Here is a 14,654-nt window from a genome sequence, read left to right on the forward strand (position 1 = left end):
GTCGACGTCGGCAATTTTTTGCTGCGTACACCGATGGAAATCGGCTTTGTACTGCGTTCGCTCGCGCAGAAGGGGGACCTGATCTCGGTCTACTTTGATCACGGCCAGTTTTCTTTCCTGTCCACCATTCTCGAGTGCGATCCGAAGACCAAGCGGTTCTGGTTCGACATCAGCGGGGTTGAGGCGATCAATCGTGCCTTTCTGCGCGCCAGCCATATGGTGTTCGCGGCTGCACCTGAGGGTGTGCGGGTCCAGTTTGTCCTTAGTGGCGGCGTGTCGGAGGTTGACTATGATGAACGCCCGGCCTTTGAGGCTTCATTCCCGGATGACCTGATCAAGCTGCAGCGTCGTGAATATTTCCGCCTGGATACACCAATCGGCAAGCCGCTGACCTGCAAGCTGCGTCACCCCAATGGCAAGGTGCTGGACCTGCCGCTGCACGATATCTCCATCGGCGGCATGGGGCTGTGGATGAGCGGACAGCTCGAGGTCGAGCAGTTGGATGTGTTCCCGGGCTGCCGGCTGGACCTGGGGACCTTCGGTTCCATTGAGCTGACGCTGGAGATACGCAGCAAACGCCAGGTGACCAAGCGCGACGGCACGGTGCAGACCATGCTGGGTACGCGCTTCATTGATCTGCCGCGGCAGACCGAGAACCTGTTGCAACGCTATATCGCCCAGCTTGAGCGTGAGCGGCATCAGCTGCTGCGTAACTGATCTAGCAAGACCTGCGGCGTGTCGTAGCCTAGCCGCAGGCGTAACTCCCCCTTCAAACGAGCATTGCTGAGCCGACGCGATTCGCGCATGAACGACCACAGTGCCGGCGATACGGTTGCCTGGGCGTCCTCGGCACTGAGCCGGGGCGGTCTCGGCAGCGCGAACGCATCGGCCACACGATCGAACCAATCCCCCATCTTCCAGTCGCTATCATCGCAAGCGTGATAGGTCCGGCCCGGCTTGCCGCGGAACAAGGCCAGGCAGCAGGCATGGGCCAGGTCATCAGCGTGGATATGGTTGCTGTAGCCGTCCACATCGGCCTGCAGTGCTGGTGTGCCGCTGCGCAGACGTTCGGTCGGCAGGCGGTCTGCGGCATAGATGCCGGGGGCCCGCACAATGCTCACCCGGCAGCGCTGGCGCTTGCCGTAAGCCCGCAGTCGCTGCTCTGCGGCCACACGTCGCCATGCCCGTGCCGACTGGGGATTGAGTGGCCGGGTTTCATCAAGCAGGTCGCCACCGCAATCGCCGTAGACCCCGGTGGTGCTGATGTAGCAAAGCCCCCGTGCTAGAATTGCGGCTTGCCCAAGGGCCGCCAGCAGATGTTTGCTGCGGTTGTCGTCTTCCCCCTGGTTGGGGGGCGGCGCGCTGTGCAGGACGTATTCGGCAATGCCAACCAGCCTTTGCAGGCTGGCCGGCTGGTCCAGATCACCCTGTATCGGTCTAACGCCCAACTGGCGCAGGGTCTGGGCCTGCTGCTCGCTACGGCAGAGCGCATAGATCTGGAACCTGCGTTGTAGCCAGGGCAGGGCGCGACGTACGACGTCGCCGCAACCGACAATCAACAATCTTCTTTTTCGCATGCTGCAATTGTATCTGCAGCTGCTCCATCAGCAGGAACCGTAATGTCGACTCAGCTCACCATTGAACCGAGCAAACAGCAAGTCACCGTCGAGGATGGCGAGACCATACTCGACGCCGCCATGCGTGCCGGTTTCAATATGCCCTATGGCTGTCGCAACGGTGCCTGTGGTGCCTGCAAGGGGCGCGTGCTGGCTGGTGAGATCAATCATCGCGAGCACTCTGGCTCCGCCCTCAACAAAACCGAGGAAGCCCAGGGCCTGGCCCTGTTCTGCTGTGCCGAACCGGTTGGCGACGTGGTGATCGAGTGTCGCGAGATTCAGGCGACCAAGGACATCCATATCCGTACCTTGCCATGTCGGGTCGAGAAGATAGACCGTGTCTCGCACGACGTCGCGGTGCTTGCGCTCAAGCTGCCAACCAACGAGCGGCTGCAATTCCTGGCGGGCCAGTACATCGACATCCACACCAAGGATGGCAAGAAGCGCAGCTTCTCGCTGGCCAATCCTCCGCACGACGACGAGTACCTGCAATTGCATGTTCGCCTGGTACCAGGCGGCGAGTTTTCCGAGTACGTCCACAACTCGATGCGCGAGCGCGAGATCCTGCGCTTTACCGGCCCCTTGGGGTCGTTCTTCCTGCGGGAAGAGTCAGACAAGCCCATCATCTTCCTGGCCAGCGGCACCGGCTTTGCGCCCATCCGCAGTATTGTGGAATACGCGATCAAGAAGGGCATACAGCGCGAGATGGTGCTGTACTGGGGTGCCCGTACCCTGGACGACCTCTATATGCCGGAGCTGCCGAGCCAGTGGCAGGTGGAGAACCCCAACTTCACCTTTATTCCAGTCTTGTCCGAACCCCGGCCGGAAGACGGTTGGCATGGCCGTACCGGCTTTGTGCATGAGGCGGTGCTGCATGACTTCGCCGACCTTGGCGGCTATCAGGTCTATGCCTGCGGCGCGCCGGTCATGGTCGAAGCAGCCCATGGCAGCTTCACCGGCCGCGGCCTGCCTGCCGATGAATTCTTCTCGGATGCATTTTTTCTCTCCAAGGATATGGGCAAAAGCAAATAGCCCGGTATAATCGCGCCCCTACGCCGACTTAGCTCAGTTGGTAGAGCAGCTGCCTTGTAATCAGCAGGTCACCAGTTCGATTCCGGTAGTCGGCACCAGAAAATCAAAGGGTTGCATCGTTTTCGATGCAACCCTTTGTGCTTTTTGATCGATCGGTCCGGTCAGCTTCTTCTGCGCATCGCAAGCGGTTTTCCTCAGGCCTGTTCCGGCCGCCGTAATACCAATCCCGCGTGATACAGCAGGCCGTCGCAGAACTCACCTTCTTCGATAAAGCCGGCATCGTCGACATAGTCGACATGGTTGCCGTGGATAACGTAGCTGCCCTGGTAGGCATGCTCCCTGTCACCCCGTGCTTCGTCGTAGCGGCCATTCGGCAGCAGCCGGTGCCTTACAAACCCGTCATCCGTTGCCCATTCGCCGAGATAGGGGTGTGCATCCGGTTCATCCCTTGCCTCGTCGCTCGTCTTGTTGACGACATGTATGACGGATGCCGGGGTGCTGGAGGAGATCAGCAGGCTGGCGAGCAGATAGGAGGGATTGCGAAACAATGAGCGGCGGTGCGTGATGGTGTTCATGGCTTGTCCTTCGTCGCTTGGCGGCGCTGGGGTTCCGTTGCTGTTGTTTGCTGCCGATTCTAGGTGGCGGCGGGTGCCGGTCGTTATGGTGATGGTCCGTCGTTCTTGCCTAATGCTCTGCTCCTGCCACAGGGGCTCGCGGAAGGTGCTAGTGAAAGTCCCGGCTGCTGACGGAGAGGCTGCCCAGGCGGTCCGACTTGTCGGCCAGCCGCATGGCGAGCAGATGGACGACCTCACCTTCGCGCTGGACGACGCCATAGACCGCCAGCAGGCTGGACCCGATCAGTTCCTTGCGCTGGCGCTCGGCCAGGTCGTGCCAGACGATCACATTGACATTGCCGGTCTCGTCTTCCAGCGTGACAAAGGTCACGCCGCTGGCCGTGCCGGGCCGCTGCCGGCCGACGACGATGCCGCAAGCCCTGGCCGGCTGGCCGTCCTGGCAAGCCAGGATCTCGGCAGCACTGAGCAGACGTTGCTGCCGTAGCTCTGTACGCAGCAGGCTCAATGGGTGGGCGCGCAGGGTCAGGCCGGTGCTCTGGTAGTCTTCGACGACCTCTTCGCTCAGGCCTGGCGCAGGTAGTGCAACCGCGCTGCTGTCTTCTTCGGACTGGGCCAGATCGAGAATGGTGCTGAGCCCGCTGGCCTGCCAGCGTGCCTGGCGACGATTGCCGCTCAGGGCTTGAAGGGCATCGGCATCGGCCAGGGCAGTGAGACTGCGCCTGTCCAGCCCGGTGCGGCGTTGCAGATCGGCCAGGCTGGCGTAGCCGGCTGGTGGCCGTTGTGCTGCGATCTGTTCGCCCATCGCCTGGTTCAGCTGTCGGATCAGGCGCAGGCCCAGGCGCAGGGCAGGCTGGGCCTGCGCGTTTTCTTCCAGTGTGCAATCCCAGAGGCTGACCTGCACGTCGACCGGGCGTATCTCCACCCCATGCCGGCGTGCATCCTGCATGAGCTGGGACGGGCTGTAGAACCCCATGGGCTGGCTGTTGATCAGAGCGCAGGTGAAGGCGGCATGGTGGTAGTACTTGAGCCAGGCGGAGGCATAGGCCAGCAGGGCGAAGCTGGCCGAGTGGGATTCCGGAAAGCCGTACTCGGAGAAGCCCTCGATCTGGGCAAAGATGCGCTCGGCAAAAGACAGCTCGTAGCCGTTCCTGAGCATGCCCTGGGTCAGCTTCTCGCGATAAGCCTCCAGCTTGCCGGAGCGTTTCCAGGCCGCCATGGAGCGGCGCAACTGGTCGGCTTCTCCCGCCGTGAAGTCGGCGGCCACAATGGAGAGTTCCATGACCTGTTCCTGGAAGATGGGAACGCCCAGAGTGCGGCTCAGGACTTCCTTCACCGCTTCGCTAGGGTAGGTAACGGCTTCGTCACCATTCTTGCGCTTGAGGTAGGGGTGCACCATGCCGCCCTGGATAGGGCCGGGGCGGACCAGGGCGATCTCGATCACCAGCTCATAGAAGGTGCTGGGCTTGAGTCTTGGCAGCATGGACATCTGCGCCCGGGACTCGATCTGGAAGACGCCGACCGTATCGGCCCGGCTCATCATGGCGTAGACCGGCTTGTCCCCGCGCGGTACATCGCTCATGCCGAAAGGCTGGCCCCGTCGCTGGCTGATCAGGTCAAAAGCGCGCCTCAGGGCGGACAGCATGCCCAGGGCCAGGACATCCACCTTGAGCAGGCCCATGGTGTCGAGATCATCCTTGTCCCACTGGATCTGGGTGCGCTCCTTCATGCCGGCGTTCTCGATCGGTACCAGGCGCGCCAGCGGGCCGCGCGAGAAGACGAAGCCGCCCACATGCTGGGAGAGATGGCGGGGGGACCCCAGGAGTTGCCGGACCAGCTTCAGCAACATCTGCACTGCATGGCTGTCGGCATCGAAGCCGGCCTCCTGCAGGCGCTTGGGCAGGTCGCTGCTGCGGTCCCACCAGGCCAGGGTGTCGCTGAGTGCGGCCAGCTGTTCTTCATCGAAGCCCAGCGCCCTGCCCACGTCACGCAAGGCGCTTTTGCGCCGGTAGCTGATGACGGTCGCGGCGATTGCGGTGCGGTCGCGGCCGTACTTCCTGTACAGGTACTGGATGACTTCTTCGCGCCGCTCATGCTCGAAGTCCACGTCGATATCGGGTGGTTCGTTGCGTTCTTCTGAGAGGAAGCGGCCAAACAGCAGGCGGCTCTCGGTCGGGTCTACCTCGGTGATATGCAGGGCATAGCAGACCACCGAGTTGGCGGCAGAGCCGCGCCCCTGGCAGAGGATGCCCTGGCTACGGGCAAAGCTGACGGTGTCGTGCACGGTCAGGAAAAAGGCCTCGTAGCGCAGCTTGGCGATCAGTTTCAGCTCGGTATCGGCCTGCTGCCAGACCGAAGCCGATACACCCTGTGGGTAACGCCGGTGCAGACCGGCCTCGGTCAGCGTGCGTAGGTGGGCGCTGGCTGTCAGGCCGGGTGGGACCAGTTCGGATGGATATTCATAGCGCAGGCTGGCAAGGGAAAAGGTGCAGCGCTCGGCGATACGCACGGTTTCTTCCAGCAACTGGGCCGGGTAGATGCGCCCCAGCGCCACCTTGCTGCGCAGGTGCCGCTCGCCGTTGGGGTAGAGGGCCATGCCGCATTGCATGACGGGCTTACCCAGGCGGATGGCGGTCATCACGTCCTGAAGCATGCGGCGGGAGCGCAGGTGCATATGCACGTCGCCACTGGCCACACAGGGCAGGCCACAAGCCTGGCCCAGCGCCAGCAGGTCTTGCAGGCGCTCCTGGTCCCGAGCTTCCTGGAACAGCTCGATGGCGATCCAGGCCCGTTCCGGAAAATAATGGGCAAACCAGTGACCATCTTCCTGCGTGGGCTCTGCCGCTGGCAGCCATAGGGCCAGCAAGCGCTGGCTGAACAGCGCCACGTCCTGGCGTGTCAGCTGGTAGCGACCCTTGTCGGCCCGGCGTCGTCCTACCGTGATCAGTTCAGAGAGATCGCCATAGGCTTCCCGGTCCGGCGCCAGCAACACCAGCCGCAGCCCGTCCATCAGCTGGAATTCGCTGCCGATGATCAGCCCTAGCCTGGTCTCCTTGGCTGCCGCATAGGCTCGTACCACCCCGGCCAGCGAGCATTCGTCGGTGATGGCCAGTGCGCGATAGCCCAGCGCGATGGCACGCTCTACCAGCTCCTCCGCGTGCGATGCACCGCGCTGGAAGCTGAAGTTGCTGAGGCAATGGAGTTCGGCGTAGTCGGGCAGCATCAGGCGTACAGACCATGCAGGTACCAGGCGAGATCATTGCGCTGCTGGTAGAGCCAGTAACGACGGCCAGATGGACCCTCCGCCCGGAAATAGTCCCTGGCCACGCTGGCGCCATCCCACCAACCAGTCTCGATACGTTCCGCCCGGGCCAGCAGGGTCAGTGGTTCGCCATACCAGGGCCGTTGGTCCCGCATCTCCAGGCGCAATGGTTCGGCCAGCAGCCAGGCTGGACGTTGGCCTGCCGGTAGATCGGGTGACTTGCTTTCCGCTGGCGCGATGTGCCAGGCCTGTTCGGGACGGTGATCTTCGACGCAGGCCAGTTGCCGTACGGCATCGTTGCCAAGCCGGGCAGCCAGCCTGGCCAACAACAGGTCGAAATCTGCGTTGGCCGTTGCGTTGCCAAACAGGCCCAGTGCTTCCCCGTCCAGCCGGTGCAGGTTGTCGGCGATCAAACTCATGGCCTCGACCGGTGCCGGCAGTACCAGCTGGGCCAGCCTTTCACGGCTGATCGCCAACATACCGTCGGCTGAACGGGTGGGTTTGCCGAAGCCGATCTTCACTTCGCTGGGCTCGCTACCATCGTGCTGCAGCCGCAGTACCAGTTGCTGGACGCCCAGGCCGCGACCGAGCAGGAACGCTGCCAGCTCGACCAGCAGACGCTTCATGACAAAACCCAGCGCTTCGATGTGTTCGCAAGGCCATTGCAGTTCGACGGTACGCAGAAACTGGTCTGCTGGCAGGAAGGGCTGGCGCGGGTCAGGTATCAATCCCTGGGCGCGATCCAGTAGCAAGGCCAGGTTGGGGCCAAAGCGGCGGCCCAGGCCCTCGCGCGGCAAGGCCAGCAGTTCGCCCAGCCTACGCAAGCCCAGGGAGCGCATGGCCTGTTGCCATTCCCTGGGCCAGGGTAGGCGGGCCAGCGGCACACGCTGCAGGGATTGCTGCCAATGGTCGAGCGATCCGTCGGTCTGTTTCAGCCCGAGTTGGGCGAACCAGCTGGCGGCCTGTGGGGTAGGGGCGAGTGCACGTCGCACGGCGATCTGCATGTCGGCCAGTCCTTCGTCAATCAAGCGGCACAGCCGTGGCAGGCCCTTGAAGTAGGTCAGGCTGCCTTCGATCTCCAGCAGGAGGCCGGCGGGCGGCACCAGGCAAACCGTGGGCGTGAACTGCATGGCCCAGTTGGCCAGGTTGTCGAGCATGGCCGCTTCCTGCGCGGGTTGACGACGTGCCAGCCGCAGGCCTGCTGCGAGGGCCTGTGCCGTGGAGCGACGCTGGCCGGGCCGGATGCCCAACTGCCAGGCAGCCGCATTGACCGTGACGACATGCTCGTTCGCACCGCGTTGTTCCAGTACGGCCCAGGGTTCAGGCTGCGTAGGCGTAGCGCTGAGGTGCAGGGCGTCGAGGGGCAGGTTGGGTAGGTACAGCGCTAGCCACAGCATGGTACGAAGGTCCGGACTGGGAGCGACGCGGGGCGTCGTGCGGCAGGAATACGGGGCGCATGTCGGGCGAGCCGCGTCGCTTCAGGACGCGAACCGCGACCCCGCCGGCAACCGATTCCACGGCCAGCCGCAAGGAGAAGGGCGAGGACAGTGCTTCGGCCTTGCCTTCCCGCAGCACGAAGCCACAACCGCCGCCGGTCTCGGCCGCCAGTTGCAGGCGCCGGCAATTGCGATCGCTCAGGGATTGCTTGAACCAGCCGACCACGGCACCGCAGGCAGGTTCGCGCAGCGCTTGCTCCATGGCCCACTGGGCGTCGTGTTCGTTCTCGGTCGCGATCCAGGTCAGATGGCGCATGTCCACGCCGGCAGCCTGCCAGGCGGGGGCGTAGGGGATATGGGGTGGGGCGATCAGCAAGACCTTCTGCCCTGCCTGGGTCAGCTTGGCGAGGGCGGGCAGAAGCATGCGTAATTCACCACAGCCGGCCCGGCTGGGGATGATTTCGCTGACTGCCGCCTGTGGCCAGCCGCCGCCAGGCAAGACCCCAGCCAGTGCTGCGTGACCACAAGGCGTGATCGGCTGGCGGGCCTGGCTGAAGCCATCGCCCCGCCAGATGCCGGGGTGCTTGAGGACGTCGATAAGGGCTGCTTGGACTGCTTGCATGATGCGCTCCAGAGAACGTTCGTTCACTGCATTATGGTGAACGAACGTTCTCTTTGCAAATGCATTTGTCGAAAGATTTTCATGCACGCATAGCTGGCATGGCGGCCTGGGTGCGCGCCGTCGGCGCACCGCAACGGGGCGGGCCGGATACTGCCTGGCGGAGACGAGTGGCTGGGACGGTGTAGGCAGAGCTGGAACAGTTATTGCACGGTTCCGGGTTTCTGCCTGCAAGGAATTTCGCCGTGGCTGCTTCCAACTCCTGGGAATCGATCGATGTGCACCTGTTGCGGGTGCTGCATGCGGTCCTGACCGAATGTAGTGTGTCCAACGCAGCGCGCCGGCTCAATCAGTCGCAACCGTCGGTCAGCACCGCGCTGCGGCGGCTGCGTGATATCACCGGTGACCCTATCCTGGTCCGCAGCCGTAACGGCATGACCCCGACTGAGCGGGGCATGGCCTTGCTGGAGCCGGTCAAGATCGCCCTGCAGCAGATCGAATCCATTGCGGTGCAGCAGGTGCGCTTCAACCCTGCCCAGTCCCGGCGGGTGTTCAATATCGCCACACCGGACTATCTGAACGCCGGCCTGATCGGCCAGATCGTGGCGCGGCTGCGCAAGCAGGCGCCGCAATCGCAGGTGGCATTCCATTCCCTGGGGCCGGATTACGACTATGCGCGCGCGCTGGAAATGGGGGAGCTGGATGCCGTGATCGGCAACTGGCCGCAGCCACCCGAACACCTGCGTACCGTGCCCTTGTTCGAGGATGACGTGGTCTGCCTGATGCGCGCAGGCCACCCACTGGCGGGCCGGCAGATGAAGGTGGAGGACTACCTGAATGCCGAGCACCTGGTGCCGACGCCCTATGCCGTGGGGCAGCGTGGCGTGATCGACATGCATCTGGCGCGGGAGCGGCTGAAGCGCAACGTGGTTGCCTATGTGCCGTACTTCAACCTGGTGCCGCAGTTATTGCTGCAGACCGATATGGTGTTCTCCGGACCGCGCCTGTTTGCCGAGTATGCCAAGGCGCAATTGCCATTGGCGATCAACGAGATTCCGCTGGATTTCCCGCGCATGCATTTCTATCTCTTGTGGCACGACCGTACGCACCAGGCCGAAGAATGCCGCTGGTTCCGTGAGCAGATCATGGCGGTGACCCGGCCGAGCAGCCTGACCAGCAGTATGGATGCGCGGCCCGGCGTGGCACCGGTACGGATGAGCCTGGCCTGACCGAGCTGATCGTTCAGGGGTCAGGGCGTGCCGGGTTCGCGGACCCGCTCATGCAGGCGGTGGGCGGCGATCAGGCCGATCTGCCGAAGGCTTTCCTCAAAAGCCTGTTCCGGGGTGTAGTCCAGCCTTTGCTGCATGGCGGCGATGATGTCGGCGCGGCTCAGGCCGCGGACCGCCACGATGAAGGGCATACCGAAACGCTGGCCAAAGTCGGCATTGAGACGCTGGATGCTGGCGTATTCCTCTGGTGTGCAGGCGTTGAGCCCGGCACCGGCTTGTTCGGCCGTCGATGCCGCCGTCAGTTCTCCTGCCAGTGCGGCCTTGCCGGCCAGCTCCGGATGCGCTTTGATCAACTGCCATTGCGCGACTTTCTCCGCCTGCCACATGGCGTTCTGCAGGGCATCGAGCAGGGCGGCGACATCATCGAACGGCCGATGTCGCCACGCCTTTTCGGCAACCCAGGGGGAGTGCTCGTATATCCCGTCCAGTGCGGCCACAAAGTCGGCCTGGGTCAGGCTGGAGAGTTCTCGGGCGGTATAGCGTTGTGTCATGCGTGGCATGGCCTCCGGGACGGGAATTTGCCACCTGATGTGGTGTTACCTACCTTACAAACCAGCCAACAAGGCCACAAGCAGTTACGGCCGATAAGCAACCTCTCTGCCGGCATATGAGGGCGGGTCTTATGCGTCCCTGGCGATAGGCCTTATTCCAGCGGGCGGCCCCCCGGGCTCCCTATAATCCAGAGCATGTTCCAATCCATCATAGCCAACGAGAACCCGGCATGGGCCAACTGAGCACCCACGTACTAGATACCCGCGATGGTCGTCCGGCGGCCGCCATGGCCTACACCCTGAGCCGTCTCGATGGTGAGGCGCCGGGTATTGTCCGGCAGGGCGTCACCAATGCGGATGGCCGGGTCGATGGTCCGCTGCTGGCCGGTGAGGCGTTGCTGGCAGGGCAGTACGAGCTGTTGTTCGAGGCTGGTGCCTATTTCCGGCAGCAGGGCGTGGTCCTGCCCACGCCGGCTTTCCTCGAGCAGGTGGTGCTGCGTTTCGGCATTGCCGATCCGGCCGCCCACTATCACGTCCCCCTGCTGGTCTCGCCGTGGAGCTACTCGACTTACCGGGGCAGCTAGCATGATGGATACGGCCTACCTGCTCGAATGCGCCACCCTGCTGCTGCGCTGGTTGCATGTGATCGTTGGGATTGCCTGGATAGGCTCCTCCTTCTATTTTGTCTGGCTGGACAACAGCCTGAAGAAACCAACCGACCCTGCCTTGCAGGAAAAAGGCGTAGGCGGGGAGCTTTGGGCTGTACATGGCGGCGGTTTCTACAACCCGCAGAAATACCTGCTGGCCCCGCGGCAACTGCCGGCCGAACTGCACTGGTTCAAGTGGGAGTCTTATTCCACCTGGTTGACGGGTTTCCTGCTGGTTTCCACGCTCTACTACTTCCAGGCCGGCAGCTATATGGTCGACCCGGCCAAGCTGGTGCTGTCGCCTGCGGCGGCCGTGCTGGTCGGCATCGGCAGCCTGCTGCTGGGCTGGCTGGTCTACGACGGCCTGTGCCGTTTGTTCATCGATCGCAGTCAGCTGCTGTTCGGTGCCATCTATACCGTCTTCGTCGCCGCCATGGCCTATGGTCTGGATCATCTGTTGTCCGGTCGTGCGGCCTACCTGCATATCGGCGCCATGCTGGCCACGACCATGAGCGCCAATGTGTTCTTCTGGATCATTCCCGGCCAGAAGAAGATGGTGGCCGCCATGGCGCAGGGCCAGACGCCCGACCCCATCCATGGTAAGCGCGGCAAGCAACGCAGCGTGCACAACAACTACCTGACCTTACCGGTGCTGTTCTGCATGATCAGCAACCACTACGCCTTCACCTATAGCCATCCGCATGCCTGGTTGGTACTGATGATCATTCTGCTGGCGGCGGCGCTGATCCGGCATTTCTTCAATCTGCGGCACAAGGGCGTGATCGACTGGCGATACCCGGCCGCCGGCGTGGCGATGTTGTTCGGGGTGTTCGTCTGGCTGGCACCGGTGCCTCGGCCCGCCAGCGTGAGCGCCGGACCCCTCGTGCCCACGCTGGCCCAGGTACGCCCCATCCTGGCCGAGCGCTGCGTGACCTGCCATTCCGCCAAGCCGGTCCTGATGCCATCCGCCCCTGCGGGGCTGATGCTCGATACTGATACCCAGGTGCTGGCCAACGCCGCACGCATCCATGCCCAGGTTGTGCAGTTGCGTGCCATGCCATTGGGCAATGTCACCAAGATGACCGATGCCGAGCGCGACCTGTTGCACGCCTGGTTCGCTGCTGGCGCCCAGCCCTGAGGGACGACCATGGACACCCGCTATCCGCGCGATCTGATCGGCTACGGCCGCCAACCACCTCATGCCCGATGGCCGGGCGAGGCACGCATCGCGGTGCAGTTTGTCCTCAACTATGAAGAGGGCGGCGAGAACTCGGTGCTGCACGGTGATGCCGGCAGCGAGCAGTTCCTGTCCGAGATCATCGGTGCCGCCAGCTACCCGGACCGGCACATGAGCATGGAGTCGATCTATGAATACGGTTCACGGGTCGGGGTCTGGCGCATCCTGCGCGAGTTCGAGCGTCGTGGCCTGCCGCTGACGGTGTTTGGCGTGGGCATGGCCTTGCAGCGCCATCCGGAATTGACGCAGGCCGTGGTTGAGCTGGGGCACGAGATCGCCTGTCATGGCTGGCGCTGGATCCACTACCAGAACATGGACGAAGCAACGGAACGCGCCCATATGCAGCAGGGCATCGCGGCCATCGTCGCGCTGACCGGCCAGGCGCCGCTGGGCTGGTATACCGGCCGCGACAGCCCGCAGACCCGCCGCTTGCTGGTGGAGCAGGGCGGCTTTCTGTACGACAGTGACTACTACGGCGATGACCTGCCGTTCTGGACCCGGGTGCAAAAGACCGATGGCAGCGTGGTCCCGCATCTGGTGGTGCCCTATACGCTGGATGCCAACGATATGCGTTTTGCCAGTCCACAGGGCTTCAATACGGCAGACCATTTCTTTGCTTACCTCAAGGACAGTTTCGACGTGCTGTATGCCGAGGGAGAGGACAGCCCGAAGATGCTGTCGATCGGCATGCACTGCCGCCTGCTGGGCCGGCCGGGCCGGTTCCGGGCGCTGCAGCGGTTTCTCGATTACCTTGAACAGCATGACAAGGTCTGGGTCTGCCGGCGTATCGACATCGCCCGCCACTGGATGGCGACCCATCCCGCACAAGGACAACCATGACTACCTTTACCGCCGCCCCCATCCTTGCCCCCGCTGCCGATCTGCCAGATTGGGCGCGTCGCGCCATCAACCTGGCGGACCCCCGCATCGGTGCTGCCGCGCTCGCGGCCAGCGACGCGTTCTTTGCCCCGCTGGAGCGCATGCTCAAGCCGGACCCGGCAGCGTTCATCCCTGGTCTCTATGACGACAACGGCAAGTGGATGGATGGCTGGGAGACGCGCCGCAAGCGGACTGGCGGGCATGACTGGAGCGTGATCCGGCTGGCACGGCGTGGGGTAATCCAGGGCTTCGATGTCGATACCAGCCACTTTACCGGCAACTATGCGCCGGCCGTCTCCATCGAGGCGACCGACGCCAGCAGCGACGAGTTGGGTAGCGTCGTGTGGACGGAGATCCTGCCGGCGGTCAGCCTCAAGGGGAATAGCCACCATCTGCTGGCGATCGATAGCCAGGCGGCCTGGACCCATCTGCGTATCCACATTTATCCCGATGGCGGCATTGCCCGGCTGCGTGTCTACGGGCAGGCGCTGGGGGTGTTCGAGCATCTGCCGCCGGATGCCGAGGTGGACCTGCTGGCCTTGCAGAACGGGGGGCGCGCCATCGCCTGGAACGATGCGCACTATGGCCAGCCTGCCAATCTGTTGCTACCGGGGCGGGGTATCAATATGGGCGATGGCTGGGAAACCCGCCGTCGTCGTGAACCGGGCAACGACTGGTGCATCCTGGCACTGGGCACGACCGGCCTGGTCGAGCGGATCGAGGTGGATACCGCGCATTTCAAGGGTAATTATCCGGACCGCTGCTCGGTGCAGGCGGCGCTGGTCAAGGGGGGGACCGATCAGTCGCTGATCACCCAGAGCATGTTCTGGCCGGTCCTGCTGCCGGAGCAGCCGCTGGGCATGGATGCCATCCATCACTTCGACAGCCAGTTGGCCCGGCTCGGCCCGGTCAGCCATGTACGTTTCAACATCCATCCTGACGGCGGCGTTTCACGCCTGCGTCTTTGGGGCAAGGTGGCACGATGATCCTGCTCACGGTCCAGGCCCTGACGGCCGAGGCGTTCAAGCCCTTTGGCGATGTGATCGAGGCCGCCGAGGCGGTCCGGCATTTTCCCATCAACGGCGGGAATACCGAGCGCTATCACGACCTGGCCCGGCTCGATGCGGGCCAGGATGGCAGGGTGATCGTCAGCCTGTTTCGCGGCCAGCCACGCAGCCTGCCGTTCACGGTGGCGATGATGGAACGGCACCCGCTCGGCTCGCAGGCCTTCTATCCCCTGTCGGGGCGTGCCTATCTCGTGGTGGTGGCCCTGCCGGGTGATCCGCCCACGGCCAATACGGTGCAGGCCTTTCTGGCAACCGGCCAGCAGGGAGTCAACTATGCGGCGGGGGTATGGCATCACCCCTTGCTGGCGCTCGATGCCGTCAGCGACTTCCTGGTACTGGACCGTGCCGGGACCGGCCCCAATTGCGATGAAGTCGTCCTCGCCCCTCCCGCCATTCTCCCTGCGCTGCGCTGAGTCTCCCGGGCCGCAAGATGGTGCGGCTACGCACCGTCCAGGGGCGTAGCCAGCGCTCCTTCCGGCTTATCCACAGGCTATTGAGCCACCCCCA

The 14,654-nt window shown here is 63.6% G+C and carries 14 protein-coding genes and 1 tRNA gene; 9 read left to right on the forward strand and 6 right to left on the reverse strand.

The genetic code is table 11. The annotated features are described in order from the left end of the window. Window positions 1-18: 18 nt before the first annotated feature. Entirely contained in the window at window positions 19-717 is a 699-nt protein-coding gene (locus tag ACYVHK_RS00800; RefSeq protein WP_460526597.1) for a flagellar brake protein, read from the forward strand. On the opposite strand, the gene ACYVHK_RS00805 is transcribed toward ACYVHK_RS00800, so the two are convergent. Next, a complete protein-coding gene (locus ACYVHK_RS00805) occupies window positions 699-1,577 on the reverse strand; it encodes an SDR family oxidoreductase (RefSeq protein ID WP_460526599.1) in 879 nt (292 codons plus the stop codon). The two genes, ACYVHK_RS00800 and ACYVHK_RS00805, sit on opposite strands and share 19 nt — an antisense overlap. A gap of 42 nt (window positions 1,578-1,619) precedes the next feature. On the opposite strand from ACYVHK_RS00805, the gene ACYVHK_RS00810 reads away from it, so the two are divergent. Then, window positions 1,620-2,648: a CDP-6-deoxy-delta-3,4-glucoseen reductase gene (locus ACYVHK_RS00810; protein ID WP_460526601.1), complete on the forward strand. Its 1,029-nt coding sequence runs from the start codon at window positions 1,620-1,622 to the stop codon at window positions 2,646-2,648. Window positions 2,649-2,670: 22 nt separating this feature from the next. Beyond that, window positions 2,671-2,746 (forward strand) — tRNA-Thr (locus ACYVHK_RS00815). A 96-nt stretch (window positions 2,747-2,842) separates the two neighbouring features. Here the strand turns inward: ACYVHK_RS00815 and ACYVHK_RS00820 are convergent. The 4 genes from ACYVHK_RS00820 to imuA all read right to left on the reverse strand — a co-directional run bounded on the left by ACYVHK_RS00820 (window position 2,843) and on the right by imuA (window position 8,540). After that, window positions 2,843-3,223: an Atu4866 domain-containing protein gene (locus ACYVHK_RS00820; RefSeq protein WP_460526603.1), complete on the reverse strand. Its 381-nt coding sequence runs from the start codon at window positions 3,221-3,223 to the stop codon at window positions 2,843-2,845. Between the two features lie 148 nt (window positions 3,224-3,371). Next, entirely contained in the window at window positions 3,372-6,443 is a 3,072-nt protein-coding gene (locus ACYVHK_RS00825) for an error-prone DNA polymerase (RefSeq protein ID WP_460526605.1), read from the reverse strand. After that, on the reverse strand, window positions 6,443-7,879 hold the full coding sequence (locus ACYVHK_RS00830; RefSeq protein WP_460526607.1) for a Y-family DNA polymerase: 1,437 nt from the start codon (window positions 7,877-7,879) through the stop codon (window positions 6,443-6,445). Before ACYVHK_RS00830 ends, ACYVHK_RS00825 begins: the two co-directional genes overlap by 1 nt. Further along, window positions 7,803-8,540: a translesion DNA synthesis-associated protein ImuA gene (gene imuA / locus ACYVHK_RS00835; protein WP_460526608.1), complete on the reverse strand. Its 738-nt coding sequence runs from the start codon at window positions 8,538-8,540 to the stop codon at window positions 7,803-7,805. Before imuA ends, ACYVHK_RS00830 begins: the two co-directional genes overlap by 77 nt. A 242-nt stretch (window positions 8,541-8,782) precedes the next feature. On the opposite strand from imuA, the gene ACYVHK_RS00840 reads away from it, so the two are divergent. After that, window positions 8,783-9,766: a LysR substrate-binding domain-containing protein gene (locus tag ACYVHK_RS00840; protein WP_460526609.1), complete on the forward strand. Its 984-nt coding sequence runs from the start codon at window positions 8,783-8,785 to the stop codon at window positions 9,764-9,766. 20 nt (window positions 9,767-9,786) lie between these two features. Here the strand turns inward: ACYVHK_RS00840 and uraD are convergent, their stop codons facing one another. Then, window positions 9,787-10,317 (reverse strand): 2-oxo-4-hydroxy-4-carboxy-5-ureidoimidazoline decarboxylase, encoded by a 531-nt coding sequence (gene uraD / locus ACYVHK_RS00845; RefSeq protein ID WP_460526610.1) that lies wholly within the window; start codon window positions 10,315-10,317, stop codon window positions 9,787-9,789. Window positions 10,318-10,547: 230 nt separating this feature from the next. On the opposite strand from uraD, the gene uraH reads away from it, so the two are divergent. The 5 genes from uraH to ACYVHK_RS00870 are packed head-to-tail and all read left to right on the forward strand — an operon-like array spanning window position 10,548 to window position 14,560. Continuing rightward, window positions 10,548-10,901 carry a hydroxyisourate hydrolase gene (uraH, locus tag ACYVHK_RS00850; RefSeq protein WP_460526611.1) on the forward strand — a complete coding sequence of 118 codons (354 nt, stop codon included), beginning with the start codon at window positions 10,548-10,550 and terminating at the stop codon, window positions 10,899-10,901. A gap of 1 nt (window position 10,902) precedes the next feature. Continuing rightward, on the forward strand, window positions 10,903-12,102 hold the full coding sequence (locus tag ACYVHK_RS00855; RefSeq protein ID WP_460526612.1) for a urate hydroxylase PuuD: 1,200 nt from the start codon (window positions 10,903-10,905) through the stop codon (window positions 12,100-12,102). Window positions 12,103-12,111: 9 nt separating this feature from the next. Next, window positions 12,112-13,041 (forward strand): polysaccharide deacetylase family protein, encoded by a 930-nt coding sequence (gene puuE / locus ACYVHK_RS00860; protein ID WP_460526613.1) that lies wholly within the window; start codon window positions 12,112-12,114, stop codon window positions 13,039-13,041. Further along, window positions 13,038-14,066 carry an allantoicase gene (gene alc / locus ACYVHK_RS00865; protein WP_460526615.1) on the forward strand — a complete coding sequence of 343 codons (1,029 nt, stop codon included), beginning with the start codon at window positions 13,038-13,040 and terminating at the stop codon, window positions 14,064-14,066. The genes puuE and alc overlap by 4 nt, the downstream gene beginning before the upstream one ends. Further along, a complete protein-coding gene (locus ACYVHK_RS00870; protein WP_460526616.1) occupies window positions 14,063-14,560 on the forward strand; it encodes an ureidoglycolate lyase in 498 nt (165 codons plus the stop codon). Before alc ends, ACYVHK_RS00870 begins: the two co-directional genes overlap by 4 nt. Window positions 14,561-14,654 lie beyond the last annotated feature (94 nt).

Source organism: Chitinimonas naiadis (assembly GCF_054780835.1).